Origin of the sequence: Pseudoduganella sp. UC29_106, assembly GCF_044055365.1 — a bacterium.
GTDB lineage: Bacteria > Pseudomonadota > Gammaproteobacteria > Burkholderiales > Burkholderiaceae_D > Rugamonas.
Genome location: NZ_CP171977.1, coordinates 461129 through 479843, shown reverse-complemented (window position 1 = coordinate 479843; position 18715 = coordinate 461129). Strand labels below are relative to the sequence as shown.

Annotated in this window: 22 protein-coding genes and 1 pseudogene; 12 read left to right on the top strand and 11 right to left on the bottom strand. The window is 62.7% G+C overall.

The genetic code is table 11. From position 1 onward, the window contains the following. Position 1: 1 nt before the first annotated feature. Positions 2-286, bottom strand: coding sequence for a 1,2-phenylacetyl-CoA epoxidase subunit PaaB (gene paaB / locus ACHMW6_RS02760; protein WP_055929062.1), 285 nt, complete (start codon positions 284-286; stop codon positions 2-4). Positions 287-409: 123 nt separating this feature from the next. Then, positions 410-1399: a 1,2-phenylacetyl-CoA epoxidase subunit PaaA gene (paaA, locus tag ACHMW6_RS02755; RefSeq protein ID WP_395405367.1), complete on the bottom strand. Its 990-nt coding sequence runs from the start codon at positions 1397-1399 to the stop codon at positions 410-412. A gap of 121 nt (positions 1400-1520) precedes the next feature. Here paaA and paaX point away from each other — a divergent pair, with 121 nt between their 5' ends. After that, on the top strand, positions 1521-2450 hold the full coding sequence (paaX, locus tag ACHMW6_RS02750; RefSeq protein ID WP_395405365.1) for a phenylacetic acid degradation operon negative regulatory protein PaaX: 930 nt from the start codon (positions 1521-1523) through the stop codon (positions 2448-2450). Positions 2451-2530: 80 nt separating this feature from the next. Here paaX and ACHMW6_RS02745 read toward each other — a convergent pair whose 3' ends face one another. Then, positions 2531-3610: a TRAP transporter substrate-binding protein gene (locus ACHMW6_RS02745; RefSeq protein WP_395405363.1), complete on the bottom strand. Its 1080-nt coding sequence runs from the start codon at positions 3608-3610 to the stop codon at positions 2531-2533. Positions 3611-3714: 104 nt separating this feature from the next. On the opposite strand from ACHMW6_RS02745, the gene ACHMW6_RS02740 reads away from it, so the two are divergent. Continuing rightward, the gene (locus ACHMW6_RS02740) at positions 3715-4839 is read left to right on the top strand and encodes a M14-type cytosolic carboxypeptidase (RefSeq protein WP_395405361.1); all 1125 of its coding nucleotides are present in this window, start codon (positions 3715-3717) and stop codon (positions 4837-4839) included. A 127-nt stretch (positions 4840-4966) separates the two neighbouring features. Here ACHMW6_RS02740 and ACHMW6_RS02735 read toward each other — a convergent pair whose 3' ends face one another. After that, entirely contained in the window at positions 4967-5698 is a 732-nt protein-coding gene (locus tag ACHMW6_RS02735; protein ID WP_395405359.1) for a helix-turn-helix domain-containing protein, read from the bottom strand. A gap of 128 nt (positions 5699-5826) precedes the next feature. Here ACHMW6_RS02735 and ACHMW6_RS02730 point away from each other — a divergent pair, with 128 nt between their 5' ends. Next, positions 5827-6225 (top strand): hypothetical protein, encoded by a 399-nt coding sequence (locus tag ACHMW6_RS02730; RefSeq protein WP_395405357.1) that lies wholly within the window; start codon positions 5827-5829, stop codon positions 6223-6225. After that, a complete protein-coding gene (locus ACHMW6_RS02725) occupies positions 6225-6995 on the top strand; it encodes a DUF2145 domain-containing protein (RefSeq protein WP_395405355.1) in 771 nt (256 codons plus the stop codon). The genes ACHMW6_RS02730 and ACHMW6_RS02725 overlap by 1 nt, the downstream gene beginning before the upstream one ends. 6 nt (positions 6996-7001) lie before the next feature. On the opposite strand, the gene ACHMW6_RS02720 is transcribed toward ACHMW6_RS02725, so the two are convergent. Both ACHMW6_RS02720 and ACHMW6_RS02715 read right to left on the bottom strand, forming a co-directional pair. Further along, the gene (locus tag ACHMW6_RS02720; protein WP_395405353.1) at positions 7002-7175 is read right to left on the bottom strand and encodes a hypothetical protein; all 174 of its coding nucleotides are present in this window, start codon (positions 7173-7175) and stop codon (positions 7002-7004) included. Positions 7176-7230: 55 nt separating this feature from the next. Beyond that, on the bottom strand, positions 7231-7680 hold the full coding sequence (locus tag ACHMW6_RS02715) for a hypothetical protein (protein ID WP_395405351.1): 450 nt from the start codon (positions 7678-7680) through the stop codon (positions 7231-7233). Between the two features lie 127 nt (positions 7681-7807). Between ACHMW6_RS02715 and ACHMW6_RS02710 the strand changes: the two are divergent. After that, positions 7808-8240, top strand: a pseudogene (locus ACHMW6_RS02710) (Ohr family peroxiredoxin). 37 nt (positions 8241-8277) lie between these two features. Further along, entirely contained in the window at positions 8278-8712 is a 435-nt protein-coding gene (locus ACHMW6_RS02705; RefSeq protein ID WP_395405349.1) for an Ohr family peroxiredoxin, read from the top strand. 15 nt (positions 8713-8727) lie between these two features. On the opposite strand, the gene ACHMW6_RS02700 is transcribed toward ACHMW6_RS02705, so the two are convergent. Further along, positions 8728-9225, bottom strand: a complete 498-nt coding sequence (locus tag ACHMW6_RS02700; RefSeq protein WP_395405347.1) for a winged helix-turn-helix transcriptional regulator — start codon at positions 9223-9225, stop codon at positions 8728-8730. An 82-nt stretch (positions 9226-9307) separates the two neighbouring features. Here ACHMW6_RS02700 and ACHMW6_RS02695 point away from each other — a divergent pair, with 82 nt between their 5' ends. Genes ACHMW6_RS02695 through ACHMW6_RS02685 form a run of 3 tightly spaced genes read left to right on the top strand, consistent with a single transcriptional unit; the run spans position 9308 to position 13448 of the window. After that, positions 9308-12043 (top strand): PAS domain S-box protein, encoded by a 2736-nt coding sequence (locus ACHMW6_RS02695; protein WP_395405345.1) that lies wholly within the window; start codon positions 9308-9310, stop codon positions 12041-12043. Further along, entirely contained in the window at positions 12043-12705 is a 663-nt protein-coding gene (locus ACHMW6_RS02690; RefSeq protein ID WP_395405343.1) for a response regulator transcription factor, read from the top strand. The genes ACHMW6_RS02695 and ACHMW6_RS02690 overlap by 1 nt, the downstream gene beginning before the upstream one ends. A 56-nt stretch (positions 12706-12761) precedes the next feature. Further along, positions 12762-13448 (top strand): response regulator transcription factor, encoded by a 687-nt coding sequence (locus ACHMW6_RS02685; protein ID WP_395405341.1) that lies wholly within the window; start codon positions 12762-12764, stop codon positions 13446-13448. On the opposite strand, the gene ACHMW6_RS02680 is transcribed toward ACHMW6_RS02685, so the two are convergent. After that, the gene (locus tag ACHMW6_RS02680) at positions 13354-13905 is read right to left on the bottom strand and encodes an RBBP9/YdeN family alpha/beta hydrolase (RefSeq protein ID WP_395405339.1); all 552 of its coding nucleotides are present in this window, start codon (positions 13903-13905) and stop codon (positions 13354-13356) included. The genes ACHMW6_RS02685 and ACHMW6_RS02680 overlap by 95 nt on opposite strands. A 99-nt stretch (positions 13906-14004) precedes the next feature. Between ACHMW6_RS02680 and ACHMW6_RS02675 the strand changes: the two genes are divergently transcribed. Beyond that, positions 14005-14526, top strand: coding sequence for an Lrp/AsnC family transcriptional regulator (locus ACHMW6_RS02675; RefSeq protein ID WP_395405337.1), 522 nt, complete (start codon positions 14005-14007; stop codon positions 14524-14526). On the opposite strand, the gene ACHMW6_RS02670 is transcribed toward ACHMW6_RS02675, so the two are convergent. Next, positions 14451-15227 (bottom strand): NAD(P)H-dependent oxidoreductase, encoded by a 777-nt coding sequence (locus tag ACHMW6_RS02670; protein WP_395405335.1) that lies wholly within the window; start codon positions 15225-15227, stop codon positions 14451-14453. The genes ACHMW6_RS02675 and ACHMW6_RS02670 overlap by 76 nt on opposite strands. A 64-nt stretch (positions 15228-15291) precedes the next feature. On the opposite strand from ACHMW6_RS02670, the gene ACHMW6_RS02665 reads away from it, so the two are divergent. Next, positions 15292-16191: a LysR family transcriptional regulator gene (locus tag ACHMW6_RS02665; protein WP_395405333.1), complete on the top strand. Its 900-nt coding sequence runs from the start codon at positions 15292-15294 to the stop codon at positions 16189-16191. Here the strand turns inward: ACHMW6_RS02665 and ACHMW6_RS02660 are convergent. After that, positions 16164-16769 (bottom strand): DUF6151 family protein, encoded by a 606-nt coding sequence (locus ACHMW6_RS02660; protein ID WP_395405331.1) that lies wholly within the window; start codon positions 16767-16769, stop codon positions 16164-16166. The genes ACHMW6_RS02665 and ACHMW6_RS02660 overlap by 28 nt on opposite strands. A gap of 411 nt (positions 16770-17180) precedes the next feature. Here ACHMW6_RS02660 and ACHMW6_RS02655 point away from each other — a divergent pair, with 411 nt between their 5' ends. Then, a complete protein-coding gene (locus ACHMW6_RS02655) occupies positions 17181-17540 on the top strand; it encodes a hypothetical protein (protein ID WP_395405329.1) in 360 nt (119 codons plus the stop codon). 54 nt (positions 17541-17594) lie between these two features. On the opposite strand, the gene ACHMW6_RS02650 is transcribed toward ACHMW6_RS02655, so the two are convergent. Then, a complete protein-coding gene (locus ACHMW6_RS02650; protein WP_395405327.1) occupies positions 17595-18686 on the bottom strand; it encodes a TRAP transporter substrate-binding protein in 1092 nt (363 codons plus the stop codon). Positions 18687-18715: the final 29 nt, after the last annotated feature.

Here is an 18715-nt window from a genome sequence, read left to right as displayed (position 1 = left end):
CTTACAGGTTCTTCACTTCTTCCGGCATCGGGAAGAAAGTCGGATGGCGATAGACCTTGCTGTTGGACGGCTCGAACAGCGGGCCCTTGTCGGCCGGCGCGCTGGCCACGATGTCCGCGGCGCGCACCACCCAGATGCTCACGCCCTCATTGCGGCGGGTGTACACATCGCGGGCGTTATTGATTGCCATCTCCGCGTCCGGCGCGTGCAGGCTGCCCACATGCTTGTGGGCCAGGCCGTGCTGGCTGCGGATGAATACTTCCCACAGTGGCCATTCTTTGCTCATATCGTCTCCTTTATTCAAAAGCGGGTGACCCTGGTGGCAGCCACGATGTGGCAGCCACCTCTCATCTGCCGCGTGCAAAGGTGGCTGCCACGACGTGGCTGCCACCAGCATTTGCCGTGGGTTCTAAGCCGCAGCCTGTTCTTTACTGTGCTTGTCCGCGTAAGCCACCAGCGCATCGCGGAACCATTCGCCATCGTCGTATGCCTTCACGCGGGTGCGCAGGCGCTCGCGGTTGCAGGGCCCATTCCCCTTCAGCACTTCATGGAACTCCGACCAGTCGATCTCGCCGAAGTCATAGGAGCCGCGTTCCTCGTTCCATTTCAGGTCCGGGTCCGGAATCGTCAGCCCCAGGTACTCTGCCTGGGGAACGGTCTGGTCCACCATGCGTTGGCGCAGTTCATCGTTCGAAAACAGCTTGATGCGCCACTTGGAAGACTGCGCCGAATTCACCGAATCCGCATCGGACGGTCCGAACATCATCAGCGACGGCCACCACCAGCGGTTCAGCGCATCCTGCGCCATCGCCTTCTGTTCCGGAGTCCCCTTGGCCAGGGACATCATGATGTCGTAGCCCTGGCGCGCATGGAAGGATTCCTCCTTGCAGACGCGGATCATGGCGCGCGAATACGGGCCGTAGGAGCAGCGGCACAGCGGGATCTGGTTGATGATGGCCGAGCCGTCCACCAGCCAGCCGATGGCGCCCATGTCGGCCCAGCTCAGCGTTGGGTAATTGAAGATGGACGAATACTTGGCCTTGCCGCTGTGCAGGGCCTGCAGCAACTCGTCGCGCGACACGCCCAGCGTTTCGGCGGCGCTGTAGAGATAGAGGCCGTGACCGGCTTCATCCTGGATCTTGGCCAGCAGGATGGACTTGCGTTTCAGGGTCGGGGCGCGGGTCACCCAGTTGCCTTCCGGCAGCTGGCCGACGATTTCGGAGTGGGCGTGCTGGGAGATCTGGCGGATCAGGGTTTTCCGATATGCCTCAGGCATCCAATCCTTGGGCTCAATCTTGATGCCGGCGTCGATACGGTCCTGGAAGGCACGCTCTTCGGCGCTCATGTCGTCCAGTGTGCGGACATTTTTCAGTCCGGTTTCCACCATTTGTGCGTACATGTCTGGGGTCTCCTAACGGTATGACTTCATCATACGATACAGAATCACGTTTGCATACTCTTTTTTTGAATCATATAAAAATCCCGTATCTAGATCATCGACAGTGTATAAACTCAGGTCTATGCAAAATAATCAGAAAATCAATGACTGGATTGCGGCTTTCCTCTCTGAAGAGCCGCCGCGGTCCAAATCGCTGGTGATGACGATCTTCGGCGATTCGGTAGTGCCGCACGGCGGCATGGTGTGGCTGGGCAGCCTGATCGAGATGCTGGCGCCCTTCGGTGTGAATGACAGGCTGCTCAGGACTTCCGTCTTCCGCCTGGCCCAGGAGGGCTGGCTGGGCTCGCAGCGCGACGGCCGCCGCAGCAATTACTCCATCATGCCCGACGCCCAGCGCCGCCTGGCCCGCGCCTACCGCCGCGTTTATTCGCCGCTGACGACGCACTGGTCCGGCAACTGGACGCTGGTGCTCGGCACGAATGGGCTGGATGCGGCCGAACGAGCGTCGATGCGCAAGGAGTTGTTGTGGGAAGGCTACAGCGTGATCGCCCCGGGCATCGCCTGCCACCCCGCCGGCGATGCCGAAGCACTGGAAGCTCTGCTGCAGCGCATGGGCATGCTGAATAAAGTATATGTGTGCCAGGTCAGCGAGTTGCCGGGCGTGCGTGGCAAGCCCTTGGCCGATCTGGTTGCGGAAGGCTGGGATTTATCCGACGTCATCGAAGGCTATACAAAATTCGTCGCCCGCTTCACGCCGCTGCTGGAAGAGCTGCGCAGCGCCCCGGAACCGATCGCGCCTGAGCAAGCCTTCGTCGTCCGCACTCTGGTGATCCACGCCTACCGCCGCGTACAGCTGCACGACCCCCAGCTCCCGGTCGAGCTGCTGCCCACGCCCTGGCCCGGCGCCGCCGCCTACGAACTCGCCCGCGAGCTCTACCGCGTGACTTGGGAACCGGCCGAGCAACACATCCTCGCCACCCTGCGCCGCGAAGACCCCGACGCCCCTACCGCCGCTGCCGCCTTCTACGACCGCTTCACCGGCCTCCGCTGATTTTTGGGGTCAGGCACGAAATGTTACATGAGCCCGCTTCGCGAAGCGGGCTCATGTAACATTTCGTGCCTGACCCCAAGTTAGCGGCGGGTGGCGGCGATGAGGTAGGTTTGCATGGTGGCCTCGGCGACCGAGGCCCATTGGTTCTGGTCGTTACGGAATTTGCGCCAGGGGTCGTAGATCTTGCGGAACTTGGGATTTTTCGCGGACTCTTCTTCCATCACGGCCGTCGATTCCTTGTAGGCGGCGTCCATGATTTCTTTGGAGAAGGCGTGCAGCTTGGCGCCGTTCTTGATCAGGCGCCCCAGCGCAGCCGGGTTCTTGGCGTCATACTCGGCCTGCATCGCCACGTGGCATTCGTAGGCGGCCACTTCCAGCGCTGCCTGGAACTCTTTCGGCAGCTTTTCCCACGCGGCGATGCCCACGTAGAACGACAGCTGCGGCCCCGCTTCCCACCAGCCCGGGTAGTAGTAATGCGGCGCCACCTTGGCCAGCCCGAGCTTTTCGTCGTCGTAGGGACCAACCCATTCGGCCGCATCGATCGAGCCCTTTTCCAGCGCGCCATACACGTCCGCCGCTGGAATCTGCTGCGGCACCACGCCCATGCGCTCCATCACGCGCCCGGCAAAACCGGCCACGCGCATTTTCAGGCCCTTCATGTCGGCCACGGTCTTGATCTCCTTGCGATACCAGCCGCCCATTTGCGTGCCCGTATTCCCGCCCATGAAGTTGATGATGCCGTAACCCTTGTAGAACTCGCGCAGCAGTTCGCGCCCGCCGCCCGCTTCCATCCACGCAGTCTGCTGGCGCGACGTGAGCCCGAACGGCACCGCGCAATCGAAGGCAAACGTTGGATCCTTGCCGAAGTAGTAGTAGGCCGGGGTATGGCCGATTTCCACCGTGCCCGCCTGCACCGCATCCATCACTTGCAGCCCCGGCACGACCTCGCCCGCCGCGTACTGGCGGATCACGAAACGCCCGCCGGTCAGCTGGGAGATGCGCTTGATGAATTGCTCGGCCGGGCCGTAGATGGCGTCCAGCGTCTTGGGGAAGCTGGAGGCCATGCGCCAGTTGACGGTGCCTTGGGCCAGGGCCGGCGCCGCCAGTGCGCCAATGCCCGCTGCAGCGGCAGTGTTCTTCAGGAAGCTGCGACGTTCCATGGGAGCGTTCTCCTTATGATGATTTTGGCAAACATTGTAGCTTTAGAAAGGAGTATCATGTCGGGCTCCGCGCAACGGCGCGTTATTTTCCAACAGGACACACAATGTCTATCAAGATCAGCAGCCAGTTCGACGCTGGCGCCATCGATGTGGTCAGCGTTACCTCCGCTGGCGATATCGACCTCAATATCCGCAAGGATTCCGCCGCCGACATCACCCAGTGGTTCTACTTCCGCGTGCAGGGCGCGCAGGCCGTGCCGCTGGCGATCCGCTTCCTGAACGCCTCCAAGGCCGCCTATCCGGATGGCTGGAAGGACTATCAGGCCGTGGCATCCTACGACCGCGATACCTGGTTCCGCGTGCCGACCAGCTTCGATGGCGAAGTGATGACCATCGAGCACGCGCCGGAACACGACAGCGTCTACTACGCCTACTTCGAACCGTATTCGTGGGAGCGTCACCTGGCCCTGCTGGATAGCGCCCAGCTGTCCCCGCTGACCCAGCTGGTGGACCTCGGCAGCACCGTCGATGGCCGCGACCTGAACATGCTGATCATCGGCGACCAGGAAGCCGAGAAGAAGGTCTGGGTCATCGCGCGCCAGCATCCGGGCGAAACGATGGCCGAGTGGTTCGTGGAAGGCATGGTCGAAGCCCTGCTGGACCCGGCCGATCCCTTCGCCAGCCAGTGCCTGAAGGAAGCCTGCTTCTACATCGTGCCGAACATGAATCCGGACGGCTCCGTGCGCGGCAATCTGCGCACCAACGCTGCCGGCGCGAACCTGAACCGCGAGTGGAACGAGCCTTCGATGGCGCTCAGCCCCGAGGTCTACCTGGTCAAGCAGAAGATGCAGGAAACCGGCTGCGATATGTTCCTGGACATCCACGGCGACGAGGGCCTGCCTTACGTCTTCGTGGCCGGCAGCGATGCGCTGCCAACCTTTAGCAAGGAGCAGAAGGCCGCGCAGGAGAAGTTCATCGAGGACTTCAAGATCGCGTCGCCGGACTTCCAGTCGGAACACGGCTATGGCGAGTCGCCTTATACGCCGGAAGTGCTGACCATGGGGTCGCCGCATATCACCCATTTGTTCGGGTGCCTGTCGCTGACTTTGGAGATGCCGTTCAAGGACAACGCCAATGATCCGGATGAGGTGAATGGCTGGAACGGCGCACGCAGCGCGAAATTGGGCGCGGCGATTTTGCAGCCAGTCCTCCGCTCGCTGCGCGGCTGATCATGCACGGCGGATCAATGATCCGCCCTACGCGCCAGTGGGTGTGCCCGGGAAAAACCAAAATATCCGTGATGCGTAGGGCGGATCATTCGATCCGCCGTGCATGCGCCGTCCGCGGCGCCAAACCTTACCGCTGCAACGCCTGAAACGCCCGCGGCATCCACGGCCGCGCGGCCATCATGAACGTTACCGACCGCCGCTGGTCAAACGGCAAACGCGCATCGTCCTGATGCTGCAGCGAGAACTCATCCGCCACCTGCTGCAGCCGCTCCTGCAAGGCGCGGCAGGACGACTCGGACAGCATCACGCTCACCAGCCGCATGATCTCGTGCCGCCCATCGAAGCGGCTATCGAAATAATCCCCATACGCCTCATTGCGGAACCACGACTGGATCGGCCCGTCCGGCAGCCAGCTGAAGGTGCGCGACACCAGCAGTTTGATCTTGTTGTTCGGCTTGAGGATCAGGAAGCCTATCCTATCCAGCTTGAGCAGGCAGGCGGTCGCTTCGGCGGCGGTGATCCGGTAGCCGGAGACAATCTCCTCCACCGGCACCTGATTCAGCGCCAGCACGGCCACGAACAGCAGCTTCACGTCGCCGATGATTTCCTCCTCCTGCGCGTAGGAGAGGCGTGAAATCAGCTGCGGCGCATCGGACGCTGCCTGCGCCAGCGCCGCCAGGTCCAGCTCCAGCACATTCAGCATCTGCTCCAGCCGGTCCAGCGTGAAATTGCGCGAAGCGAACATGCGCTTGATGCTTGGTTCGGACAGGCCGATCTGCCGCCCCAGTTCCGCATACGTAATCCCCTTTGCCTTCAGCTGCCGCTTCAGGGCATCGACAAGTCGCGCCACACTGGACATTCCTCACTCCCTGGCAAATAGTATCGAAAGATGATACCAGCAGCGCCTGCCACCGAGACGGTGATTTCAAACATTGCAACATCTGCCGGGCCGCACAATGATGAAGGCTCACCCATAAGGAGCCTCACATGAAACACGTCCTCCTCGCAACCCTGCTCGCCCTTGCCTGCGCTACCGGACAGGCGCGCGACAGCTCAACCGGCTCCATCCACGGTCCCGGCGAACTCTCCGCCAGCGTGATCGCAGGCTCCATCCTTACCGTTGCCGTCGCGGGCAGCGTGGTCGTGGAAAGCGTGGAGAAAGTCGGCGACGGCGTCGAAGTCGTGCTCAAGGGCGCTTCCGACGCCAGCAGCGCCACGCTGCGCTTCAGCGGCGCCGCAGCGGAGGGCCTGTCGCTGGCAGCAGGCGCCACGGTCAGCGTGGTCGCGATGTCCGCCGGCCACGCGCTGGTCGCCTCCGGCAAGGTGCTGGCCTTCATCCCCAACGAGGCGGGCAAGGCCCTGCTCCACCACAGCAAGGTGAGCTGATGCGCCGCCTGCTCCTGGCCCTCCTGCTCGCCTGCTCGGCCGCCGTGCACGCGGGCCAGCAGTGCGAGGACAAGCCGCTCACCGTCGATGAAGTCCGCAAGTCGCTGGACCTCGCGGAACGCAGCCAGAAAGAACTCGATAACAGCGGCGCCCAGGTCGCCATCATCGCCCGCGCCGGGCAGAACCTCTCCCGCTATGGCGTGCGCTACTCCCATGCGGGGCTTGCCTGGCGCGACCATCCTGCCGGGCGCTGGGTCGTCGTGCATCTGCTGAACGAATGCGGCTCGGCGCGATCCGCGCTGTACAACGATGGCCTGGGCAGTTTCTTCCTGACGGACCTCTATCAATTCTCGGCCGAGATCATTTATCCGCCGGCGCCGGCGCAGCAGCAACTGGCGCAGCTGCTGGCTTCCCGCAAGCCGCTGCAATTGCACACGCCCCGCTACAACATGTTGGCCTACGCCTTCTCCACGCGCTACCAGAATTCCAACCAGTGGCTGCTGGAGCTGCTGGCTGCCGCCTCGGCGCCGGGCGAAGTCGAAACGCGTGAAGATGCGCAGCGCTGGCTGCGCCAGGCGGGCTTTGTACCGGGACGCGTGCATGTCGACGCCGCCACTCGCCTTGGCGCGCGCATGTTCCGCGCCAACGTGGCCTTTGACGATCATCCCTTCGGCCAGCGCATGGCCGGCGAGATCGATACGATAACCGTGGACGCGGTCGAACGTTTCCTGCGCGCCGATCCGCAGGCGCGTATGGTTGAGCTGCGCTGAGCCGCCTTATTTTTTCCCGAGCTTGCGCACGCGCGACACTTGCTGGCGACGCAGCTTGTCGAGTGCGCGGGCTTGCGGGTAACCGGGCTGGCCGGGCTGCTTGTGCTGGTGCTGGACGGGGCCGTGACCGTGGTCGTCGCCGAGATCGGGGAACAGCTCCGATTGTCGCTTGATGTTCATGTGCCCATGGTAGGCTCGTGCGCATTGCGTGTCCAGCCTGCTCCGCAGCCTAGTTCTACTTGCCGCCGCCGGCGTTCTCGCGGCGGATCGCGTCGCGCTCCTTGTGCGAAAAGATCATGCCATTGCAGCGCTTGTTCGCATCGGCAATGCGGGCATTGAAGCGCAGCTGCTCGCGGTTGAGCTGATCGCCCTGCGCGTTCAAGTCCGCGCCGCGCCCATCGAGTTCGCCCTGGCGGGCGTTGAAGGCGGCCACCGCGGCGGCATCATCCTTGTTTACCCCGGAAGCGGACTTCATATGCGCGGCGATCTCATCCTGCGCGCTTTTCAGCGCCAGCTTGTGCTCGTCGTGACGGCGTATCAGCGACAGGCGCTGCGCCTGCAGGCTTTCCTCCTCGTCCACGCAAGCCTTGAAGTGCTCGCGCTGGGCGGCAGTCGGCGGCGGGCCGGACTGAGCGGCCGCTGCGCCAGCGGCGAGTGCGAAAACTATGACACTGGTCAGTTTCATTGATTCTCTCATGCCGTGAGTGTGCCACAAAAAAAGCGCTTGACTTCGCATGGTCCATCAACGAAGATACATACATCGGATGCGATCTAAGCGCATGCGAATCAAACCAACCTAAGGAAATCACATCATGAGCAAAATCGAAAAAGTACTGGTCACCGGCAAAACCCACACCACCGCAGTGACTCCGGGCAGCGCACACAGCAACGTCAACCTGCAACTGAGCGCCACCGGCGGCAAAAACATCAGCTTTGACAATATCGCAGCCCATCCGACCGCCGAACAGCTGTTCGCCGGCGCCTGGTCGTCCTGCTACACCCTGGCCCTGAGCCTTGCCGCGGCGGAGCGCAAGGTTACCCTGCCCGCAAGCACCTCGGTCGACATCGAAGTGGATCTGGGCCAGACCGGGCAGCGAGTATTTCCTGCAAGCGCGCCTGACGGTGAACGCCCCAGGCCTGGACCAGGAAGTGGCCACTGCCCTCGCCCACGCGGCCGACCAGATTTGCCCATACTCGAAAGCAGTACGCGGCAACATCGATGTGACCGTTTCCGCAGCCGTCTAATAGCGCACTACATAAACGTAACCGATAGGATTAAATCATGAGCAAAATCGAAAAAGTACTGGCCACCGGCAAAACCCACACCACCGCAGTGACTCCCAGCAGCGTGCATAGCAATGTGAACCTCAAGCTCTCCGCAGCAGGCGGCCGCGACATCAGCTTCGACAACATCGTCGCCCACCCGTCTGCCGAGCAACTGTTTGCCGGTGCATGGTCCTCGTGCTACACGCTGGCCCTGACTCTGGCCGCCGCGCAGAACAAGGTCACCCTGCCTGCCGACACGTCGGTCGACATCGAGGTCGACCTGGGCCAGACAGGCGATGCTTACTTCCTCGGCGCCCGCCTGATCGTGAACCTGCCCGGCCTGAGCCAGGACGCAGCCCTCACTGTCGCCCATGCGGCTGACCAGATTTGCCCGTATTCGAAAGCTGTCCGCGGCAACATCGACGTCGCTATCAGCGTCACCACGGCGTAAAGAGTGGGTAGCCGGCTACTCTTCGCCGAAGACGAGCCGGTTGCGTGCATTAACGGCAGCAATCGTTTCCCGCGACGCTCCGGGGCCGGGCTCAAGCCGCACATCGTGGCGCGTCAACACACGCGCCCCGATGCGCAGCCCGACAGGATCGACCGGCTTGCCGCTGCGATGCTCGACCACCTGCACGGGCGCCGCATGCCCGGACCATTGGTCGCCCCACTGCATCAAGGCGATGAGCACCGGATAGAGCGCTTCACCCTTCTCCGTCAGCCGGTATTCGAAGAGCCGCTCGCTGCCCTCGACCGGCTTCTTTTCGAGCACGCCGTGCTCCACAAGGCTGTTCAGCCGCACCGTCAGCACATTGCGCGCAATACCCAGGCGCCGCTGGAAGTCATCGAAGCGGGACGTACCCAGCGAGCACTCGCGAACGATGAGCAGGCTCCACCACTCGCCAACCTGGTCGAGCGCTCGTGCGATGGAGCAGTTCATGCCCTCAAATGTTTTTCTGTACATATGACCATCTTAGCAAGCCGAGTTGCGTGATGCAACTTCATCGACTATAGTGGGTTTCATCACGAAACTAGCAGGACCTGCGATGGACAATGAGCTCAGTCGTACCGTGGATGCACTCCCGGGTCTCGTATGGACCGCACTGCCGGACGGCCACATCGAGTTCGTCAACCAGCGCTGGTGCGAATTTACGGGGATGACTGTGGAACAGGCAGCAGGGGGAGGCTGGCAAGCGGCGATCCACCCTGACGATCTGCCCATGGCGCTGCAGCAATGGCGCGCTGTCGTCGATTCCGGTGCGGCGTGCGAGATTGAAGCGCGCATGCGGCGTTCGGATGGCGAGTATCGCTGGTTCCTGTGCCGCGCCAGCCCGATCACCGATGCCGGCGGCAAAGTCGTCAAGTGGTGCGGCATCAATTCGGACATCGAGGACTGGAAGCAGTCGCAAGCTGCCGTGCGCGCACACGAGGAGCGCTTCCGGCTGATTGTGGATGGTTTGCCGACGCGCGTGATCCTGTTCTCGCCGGAAGGGAAGGTATTGCATGCGAACCGCTACACGCTGGAATATTCGGGCGCGACGGTCGAACAACTGAAGCAATGGGAGAGCAAGGACTTTACTCACCCGGACGATAAGCCGGCCACAGTCGCCCGCTTTTATGCCGCCATCGCAAGCGGCCAGCCCTACGACTTCGAGTCCCGCCACCGCCGCGCCGACGGTGTTTATCGCTGGTTTCGCGTGCAGGGCTTTCCGTTGCGGGACAACGAAGGCCGCATAGCGCTCTGGTACTTCCTGCAGACGGACATCGACGACCACAAGCGGGCCGAGGCGCTGCTTGCCGGCGAAAAACGCCTGCTTGAGATGGTCGCCATGGGGCAGCCCTTGTTTGCCGTCCTGGAGAGCCTGTGCAAGCTGGCCGAAGAAATTGCCAGCGATTGTCTCTGCAGCATATCCCTGCTCGATACGGAAGACATGAGCTTCCGCTGGGTGGGCAACCCAAGTCTCGGGGCCAGCTATACCTATCCATTAAAGGGTTGCCCTGTCAGCGACAAGACCGGGCCGTGTGGCGCCGCCGCCTTCTTCCAGGAACAAATCCTGGTTCCGGATATCGCTTCCGACTCGCGCTGGACGCACGCCTGGCACGAGCAGACCCTGGCGCACGGCCTGCGTTCATGCTGGGCCACACCGATTGTCTCGCGCACATATGAAACCCAGGGCACGGTCACCATCTACCGGACCGTGCCCGGCGACCCCACGCCATTTCACCAGGAGCTCATTGGGCATGTCGTTCGCATCGCCAGTGTCGCCATCGGCCGCGCCCAAAGCGACCAGGCCCTGAAACGCAGCGAAGAGAGCTTCCGCGCGATTGTGGAGACAACGCCGGAATCCGTGAAAGTGATCGACCGCGACGGCGCCATCCTGCGCGTCAACTCGGTCGGCGCCGAGATTGGCGGCGTCGCATCTTCCGAAGCGCTGCTCGGAAAGTCCTTCTACGACTTCGTCGTGCCCGAGCACCGCGAGCGCTATATCGCCTTCAACCGGAACATCTGCTCCGGCAGCAAGGGCCATCTGAACTTCGACATCATCAACCAGCAAGGCGCGCGCCGGCACCTCGAAACCCATGCAGCCCCATTGCGCAACAGCGACGGATCCACCGTGCAGCTGGCAGTCACGCGTGATGTGACGGCACGCGAGCGGACCAACGCGCGCCTGCATCAGGGCGCTGCGCTGATGGCCCAGGTGGAGCAGCTCACCCAGACAGGGGGATTTTTCTGGCGCCCCGAGCGCGAGGAATACAGATGGTCGGACCAGCTTTACGCGATCTTTGGGATCGCGCCCGGAACGCCAATCTCGATGGACAAGATCGCGGAACGCATCCACCCTGGCGATCTCCACCTGATGAATGAACTGATCGAACAGGCCAATGCAGGAAAGGACCTGGAATGCGACCATCGCCTGCTTCTTCCGGACGGCACGATCAAATACGTATCACTGCGGGCGCATGCCGCCCTGTGCCCGCTCGGCGTGCGCGGCTACATTGGCGCCGTGCAGGACGTGACCCAGCGCCGCCATGCCGAAGAGGCACTCAGTTCGCTGCGCGCAGACCTGGCGCATCTGAGCAGGGTCAATAGCCTGGGTGCGCTGACCGCGTCGATTGCCCACGAAATCAACCAGCCGCTGGCCGGCATCATGACCAACGCCGCCACAGGCCTGCGCATGCTCAGCGCGGATCCCCCCAGGATCGAATCCGCCATCGAGACCGTGCGGCGCACGATCCGTGATGGCCGCCGTGCATCGGAGGTAATGACACGCCTGCGCGCACTGTTCCAGAAAAAGGCCGTCACCACAGCCGCCATCGACCTGGCTGAAGCCTGCGGCGAAGTGATCGAACTGCTGCGCGGGGAAATGCGCAAGCGGCGCATTGTGCCGCGTCTGAGGGTTGCCGATGGACTGCCCGCTGTCGCAGGAGACAGGGTGCAACTCCAGCAAGTGGTACTCAACCTGCTGCTCAACGCGATGGAAGCGATGGAAGGTGTCGAAAACCGGGCGCGCGAAGTACTGGTCATGATCGAGCGCCAGGAAGTCGATGAGGGCGACCATGTGCAGCTGGCCGTTGCGGATTCCGGCACCGGCTTCGATCCGCAAAAAGCCGGCCAGCTTTTCGACGCCTTCTACACCACCAAAGGAGATGGCATGGGCATCGGCCTGTCCGTGAGCCGCAACATCATCGATAGCCACGGCGGCCGCCTGTGGGCCAGCGCCAATCAGGATTTCGGCGCCACATTCTCGTTTTCCATCCCCTGCAATACGGTGAGCTCGTAATGGCCGGGCCGACACAAGTTACGCCGGTCGTCTGCATTGTCGACGATGACATTTCGGTGCGTGAGTCGCTCGAAGCAATGATTAGTTTTGCGGGCTTTAACGCGCTGGCCTTCACTTCCGCACAGGAGTTTCTCGGCCACCCGCGCGCCACGGTGCCCAACTGCCTGGTGCTCGACGTTGACCTTCCCGGCCTGAACGGCCTGGAGCTGCAGCATCTGATTGCCGCCGAGCGCAGCGACACGCCCATCATCTTCATCACCGGCTGCGGCGATATTCCGACCACGGTGCGCGCCATGAAAGCAGGCGCGGCGGACTTTCTCACCAAGCCCTTCGACGATACCGTCTTGCTGGAAGCGATCCACCAGGCTATCGAGCGCAGCCGCCGCACCGTGCATGCCGGGACTGAAGTGAAGGCGCTGCAGGAGCGTTATGCATCGCTCAGCCAGCGCGAACGCGATGTCATGGAACTGGTGGTCTCCGGGCTGCTGAACAAGCAGGTGGGTGGAGAACTGGGGATCAGCGAGGTCACCGTGAAGACCCATCGCGGCAAGGTCATGCGAAAAATGCATGCCGGCTCGCTCGCCGACCTGGTCGCGATGGCGGGCCGGCTGCGCGCCGCGCCTCCTACTAAAGTATCGGCGATACCTTTGTACTATGGATAGCCGTGGGAAGTCGTTCTAAGCTTGTGCTGGAATTGCAGCCGGGAGGAGGGATCCAGATGGAAAATGCACTGAACCGCGGGCCGGTCGTCTTCATCGTCGATGACGATGTCTCCGTCCGCGAATCGTTGGCGGGGCTGATCGGCTTCGCCGGTTTTGACGTAGAACTGTTCACCTCCGCCCAGGATTTTCTCAGGCATCCACACGCCCTGCGGCCAAACTGCCTGGTGCTGGATGTGGGTCTTCCGGATCTCTGTGGCCTCGACCTGCAAAAGCTCATCGCCGCCGACCGTCCCGATATGCCGATCATCTTCCTGACCGGCCGCCACGATATACCGACGACGGTAGGCGCCATGAAAGCCGGCGCCGCGGATTTCTTCACCAAGCCGTGCGACGACGAGGCCCTGCTGCAGGCGATCAGGGAAGCCATCGGCCGCAGCAGCGCGGCACTAAGCGCGGGGGCGGAGGTGAGCGCATTGCAGGGACGCTACGCCTCGCTCACGCCACGCGAACGCCAGGTCATGGCGCTGGTGGTGTCCGGTCTTCTGAGCAAGCAGGTGAGCAGCGAACTGGGCATCAGTGAGGTCACAGTGAAGCTGCATCGCGGACAGGTCATGCGAAAGATGCATGCCCGGTCGATCGCCACACTGGTCAATATGGCGTGGCGGCTGCATCCCGGCCGGCTGCAAGCCGCTCCAGCAAGCGCATCCCCTCAGGCCAGTCGCCAAGATTGCTTGCAGCATTAAGGTGGCCATGCGCGCCCATCTGGACTAATTCGCTGCCCCAGGCCGCGGCACAGGCGCGGGCATGCGCCGCGCTGCCATAGGGGTCGTTGCTGCTGGCAGCGATGATGGTCGGGAATGGCAGGCGCGCTGCGGGCAGCGGCGCGAAGCCTGTTGCCGCGGATGGGAATGCTGCGCCATGCGGGTCCGGCACGGCCACCAGCAGCGCACCGGCGATCGCGGCGCGCCGCCCCGCCGCCCAGTGCGCGACGGCCAGACAGCCCAGGCTATGGGCCACGATCACGGTGTCCGGGCCTGCCACCTGGCTATCGATGGCCGCCACCCAGTCAGCGCATGCGACGCGCTCCCAATCCGGCACCGACAGGCGCCGCCAGTCCGGGCGGGCCGCCTGCCACAGGCTTTGCCAGTGCGAAGGGCCGGAATTCCCGATGCCGGGCACAATCAAGATAAGTTTGTCCATGCCTGCAGTGTAAGGCTGGCTGGCGGCTGAAGCCATGCAGAAACAAATGAATTCATGGCAATATGCGTTGAATTTCACTGAAATCAGCATGAGTTGCAAATGAATCCAAATCTCGATCGCCTGGACTGGCGCATCCTCGAAGCGCTGCAGGCGAACGCGCGCATCAGCAATACGGAACTGGGCAAGCAGATCGGCTTGTCGCAGCCGGCCGTCACCGCGCGCATCAAACGCCTGGAGGAGCAAGGCGTCATCGAAGGTTACGGCGCCCGCATCAATCCGGGCATGGTGGGGCGGGCGATTTCTGCCCTGGTGCGGCTGCGTACGACGCATGCCGAAATCAAACGCTGCCTGGAGGCGTTTGCCGCCATGCCGGAAATCGTCGCCGCCGACCGCATCACAGGCGAGGACTGCTTCATGGTCCGTATCGTCGTCGCCGAGATGGCGCAGCTGGAAGCGGCCATCGACGCGCTGGCCCGCTTCGGAGCGGTCACCACCTCGGTTGTGCTGGCAAGCTATTCGCCCCAAGATCCTGCGCGCGTGATTGCTCATGCCAGATGCACGCCGAAGCCCTCCTCGCCCGGCGCAATGTGCGGTTTCAGTGTGAGCGACGGAATCTCGTAATCGCCCGCGTTCTGGCGGCGGAAAGGGATCGGCGCCGTCTCAAACAAGGTGTCGAGACGCTCGCCCAGCGCGGCGCAAGTCGCGGCGAAGCGCACCTCGTCCATCCTGCTCACGCGGTAGCTGACGAAAGGCGGCAGCACATCGAAGCCGGGATACCACAGCATGCCGTGGTGGATGGGGAAAAGGATATCGTCCATCGGGCCATTCACGCCTCGCGGGCTGTAGTGCGATTCCCAGCCGCCGGTGGTCACCACCAGCATGGCGCGCTTGCCGGCCAGCCTGCCTTCGCCGTAGCGGTCGCCCCAGTGGTGGTCCGAATGTTCGCCCACGCCATAAGCGAAGCCATTGGCGTACACGCGCTCGAACCAGCCTTTGAGAATGGCGGGCATGGAGAACCACCACAGGGGAAACTGGATGATCACCGCGTCCGCCCATTCCAGCTTTGCTTGTTCGGCGGCGATGTCCGCACTCTGGCGGCCATTGGCGAAGGCCAGGCGCGAGTCTGCGTCCGGCAGGAAGCGCTCGCCGGCAGCGCCGTCCAGACTGTCGTCTGCATCGATGGCAGCCTTCCAGCCCATGGCGTACAGGTCGGACACCTGCACGGTGTGGCCGGCCGCCTGCAGGCGCCCGACCATGAAGTTTTTCAGGGAGCCGTTCAGGGACAGCGGCTCGGGATGTGCATGGATAAGTAAGGTATTCATGCGAAGCATCGTAAGGTCCTCTGCGGTATATTGGAAATGAATTCCTTAAATTGCAGGTATTACGATGGATAATTTACGCAAGCTGGACCTCAACCTGCTGCTGACGCTTGACGCCCTGCTGGCGGAGCAGAACGTGACCCGGGCGGCGCAGCGCATGCACCTGTCGCAGCCGGCGGTAAGCGTGCATCTTGCGCGGCTGCGGGACGCCCTCGGCGATCCCCTGCTGCTGCCCGGCCCACGCGGGATGCGCCCCACAGCCCGCGCCGAGGAATTGCGCGAACCCCTGCGGCAGGCGCTGGAGGGGCTGGCGCAGGCGGTGGCTCCGTCCAGTCCTTTCGATCCCGCCGCCGCCGAACATACCTGGCACGTGGCCGCCACCGATTACGCCGAATCGGCCATCCTGCTGCCCGCACTGGCCGGCTTGCGCAAGCTGGCGCCCGGCACGCGGCTGGCGGTGCTGGAAGCCTCGCCTCCGCGCATGCCACGACAGGCGGAACAGGGCGAGATCGACCTCGCCTTCCACACGACGGACGCTGCCCCGCCCGGCCTGCGCGCGCGTCCCCTGTTCGTTGAGCGCTATGTGCTGGCTGCGCGCGCCGGCCATCCGCACCTGAAGCGCCGGCCTACACTGGCGCAATTCTGCGCGCTGGAACACGTGATCGTGTCACCGGACGGCGGCGGGTTTGTGGGCATCACCGATGAAACGCTGGGAGCGGCCGGACTGTCCAGGCGCGTGGTGCTTTCGGTACCGCACTTCCTTGCCATGTTGGCCATCGTCGCCGGTACGGACATGGTGGCCATGGTCCCCGAGCGCATCGTGCGCGGCAATGCGGCGCTGAAGATCATGGAGCCGCCGTTGCCGGTGCCCGGCTACGAGATGACGATGCTATGGCACGAGCGGCGCCACCGCGACCCGGCCCACCAATGGCTGCGCGATCACATCGCCGCGGCGGTGCGCGTGTAGCGGATACGTTCGTCGCTGCTCAATACACGCGGCCTGGCGACCGGCGTTGGCGTGCCGGGACGGAAGAAGGCGCTGTGCTTCCAGCTGCCGTTGGCGCGCGCGCCCAGCACGGCGCCGATGATGCGCGCGGTGGCGAAGAACTGGGCAGCGCCGCTCGAAGCGATCTTGGCTTTCGCTGATTTTACGTTGATATGCACGCTTTCGCCGCCAAAGTGGCTGTCGATCGCGCCGCGCAGGCAGCTGTGGGACAGCGCTACAAAGGACATCTTCGGATCGCGCGCCGTATTGCCGATCGGCGTATTGCAGCAGCTGGCATACCAGCGCAGCAAGCCTTTATCGGACAGCGACAGGCAGGCCAGCTTGTCCGTGCCCTTGGTGAACCGCACGTGCTGCTGCAGGGTAGTGACGACATTCGTGCCGCCCAGCTTGTCGAGCACTTCGTCGGCATTGTTCAGGGCATGCGCGTAGGCCTGGCAATCCTTGCAGTAACAGGTCAGGCGCACGCCGCTCGCGGCGCCGGACAGCACGCCCTGCAGATGGCCACATTCGCATTGAATCTTGCGGTCGGTGTAGATCATGATTTTTCTCCCAATGATTAATGCGCTAATTAAATCGCGCACGTGTATCGGCCGTATGTCGCGCTGTACATTGGGATACAAAAAGGTTCTTCACGGATGCCCGGGAAACGCCTGCAGGCTCTCCCATCATCAACCCACGCCCGCATTGCGTGTATAGGGAGGGGGACTTGATTTTTCGGTTTTTACTAAAACGCGATATCCCTTACTACTTCGCGCGGGTCGTCGCTATTTTGTCGGAGTTTGCTCTATTAGGGGAACTAATTCGCGCTGCCCACTCCAACGAACACAGGCCACACGCATTTAGTACCGATTCGCGTTCTGAAGGGCAATTTTAGTAACAGCCAAGGCGTTCTAGCAGGTTTTAGAAGGAAGTAGTACTGCTTAGTAAAAACGCACTTTTGGAGACCCATCATGTCAAAGCTCCACTACTCGATCCGCGTGCCCAGCGACCTGTTGGAATCCCTGGGCGAATTCACCGGCCAATGCTGGTCGGATTCTTTAGCACTGGAGCCCTTCATTTGCGAGGCGATCCCTAACTATCTGGGGCCGGCGCCGGCGACCCAGGCGCAGCCAGCGGCAGCCTCTGGGACGGTGCGATGTCACTTCCCGCTTTGCCAACCTGCAGGCCAGCGGCAATCGCAACGTGTGGAAGGCCATCTGGCTCTGTCTCCCCGGCAGCGAGGAATGGCTGCTTGCCGATATCTGCCGTTCCGCGCGGAATGCGGCGATATTGCGCTTGATTGGACGACCGGCCTTCCCGGAAATCCGTGAAGCACCAATAAAAAAGCCCGCCGGGAGGCGGGCTTTGCGGGGACGGCGCGCGGTTTACTTGCCGCCGCGTCCGGCCTTGATCAAATAATTCTGCATCGTCGATTCCGCCACCGACGCCCACTGGTTCTGGTCGTTGCGGAAGCGCTTCCACGGCTCGTAGATCTTGGCGAACTTGGCGTTCTTTGCGGACTCCTCGGCATACAGCTCGTGCGACGCCTTGTAGGCGGCGTCCATGATGTCGGTCGGATAGCTGCGCAGCTTCACGCCGTTCTTGATCAGGCGGCCCAGCGAAGTCGGGTTCTTGAAGTCGTATTCGGCCTGCATCACCACGTGGGCTTCGTAGGTGGCAGCTTCGATCGCAGCCTGATACTCCTTCGGCAGCTTTTCCCATTCCTTGATGCTGACGTAGAAAGTGAACGATGCACCCGGCTCCCACCAGCCCGGATAGTAGTAGTAAGGCGCAACCTTGTAGAAGCCCAGCTTCTCGTCGTCGTATGGACCGACCCATTCCGCCGCATCGATGGTGCCTTTTTCCAGCGCCGGGTAAATGTCGCCGCCGGCCAGCTGCTGCGGCACGGCGCCCAGGCGCTCCATGACCTTGCCGGCGAAGCCCGCGATACGCATCTTGGTGCCCTTCAGGTCGCCCAGGGTCTTGATCTCCTTGCGGAACCAGCCGCCCATCTGCGTGCCCGAGTTACCGCCCAGGAAATTTATGATGCCGTGGTCCTTGTAGAAGGCGCGCAGCAGTTCGCGGCCGCCGCCCTGGTCGTACCAGGCGGTGTGCTGGCGCGAGGTCAGGCCGAAAGGTACGGCGCAGTCGAAGGAGAAGGTCGGGTCCTTGCCATAGTAGTAGTACGAAGCGCTGTGGCCGCATTCCACCGTCCCGGCGGACACCGCGTCCAGCACCTGCAGGCCGGGCACGATTTCGCCGGCGGCAAAGGAGCGGATATTGAATTTACCGCCAGTCAGCTGGGAGACACGTTTGGTGAAAGTATCGGCGGCGCCGAAGATGGTATCCAGGGATTTCGGAAAGCTGGACGCCAGGCGCCAGTTGATGGCAGGCAGCTCTGCTGCCAGGGCCGGGGCGGCAATTACGCCCGCACCGGCGCCCGCTGCTGCCTTCTTGATGAAGGAACGACGTTCCATACGTGCTTGTCTCCTTAAAGGTGTTTTAC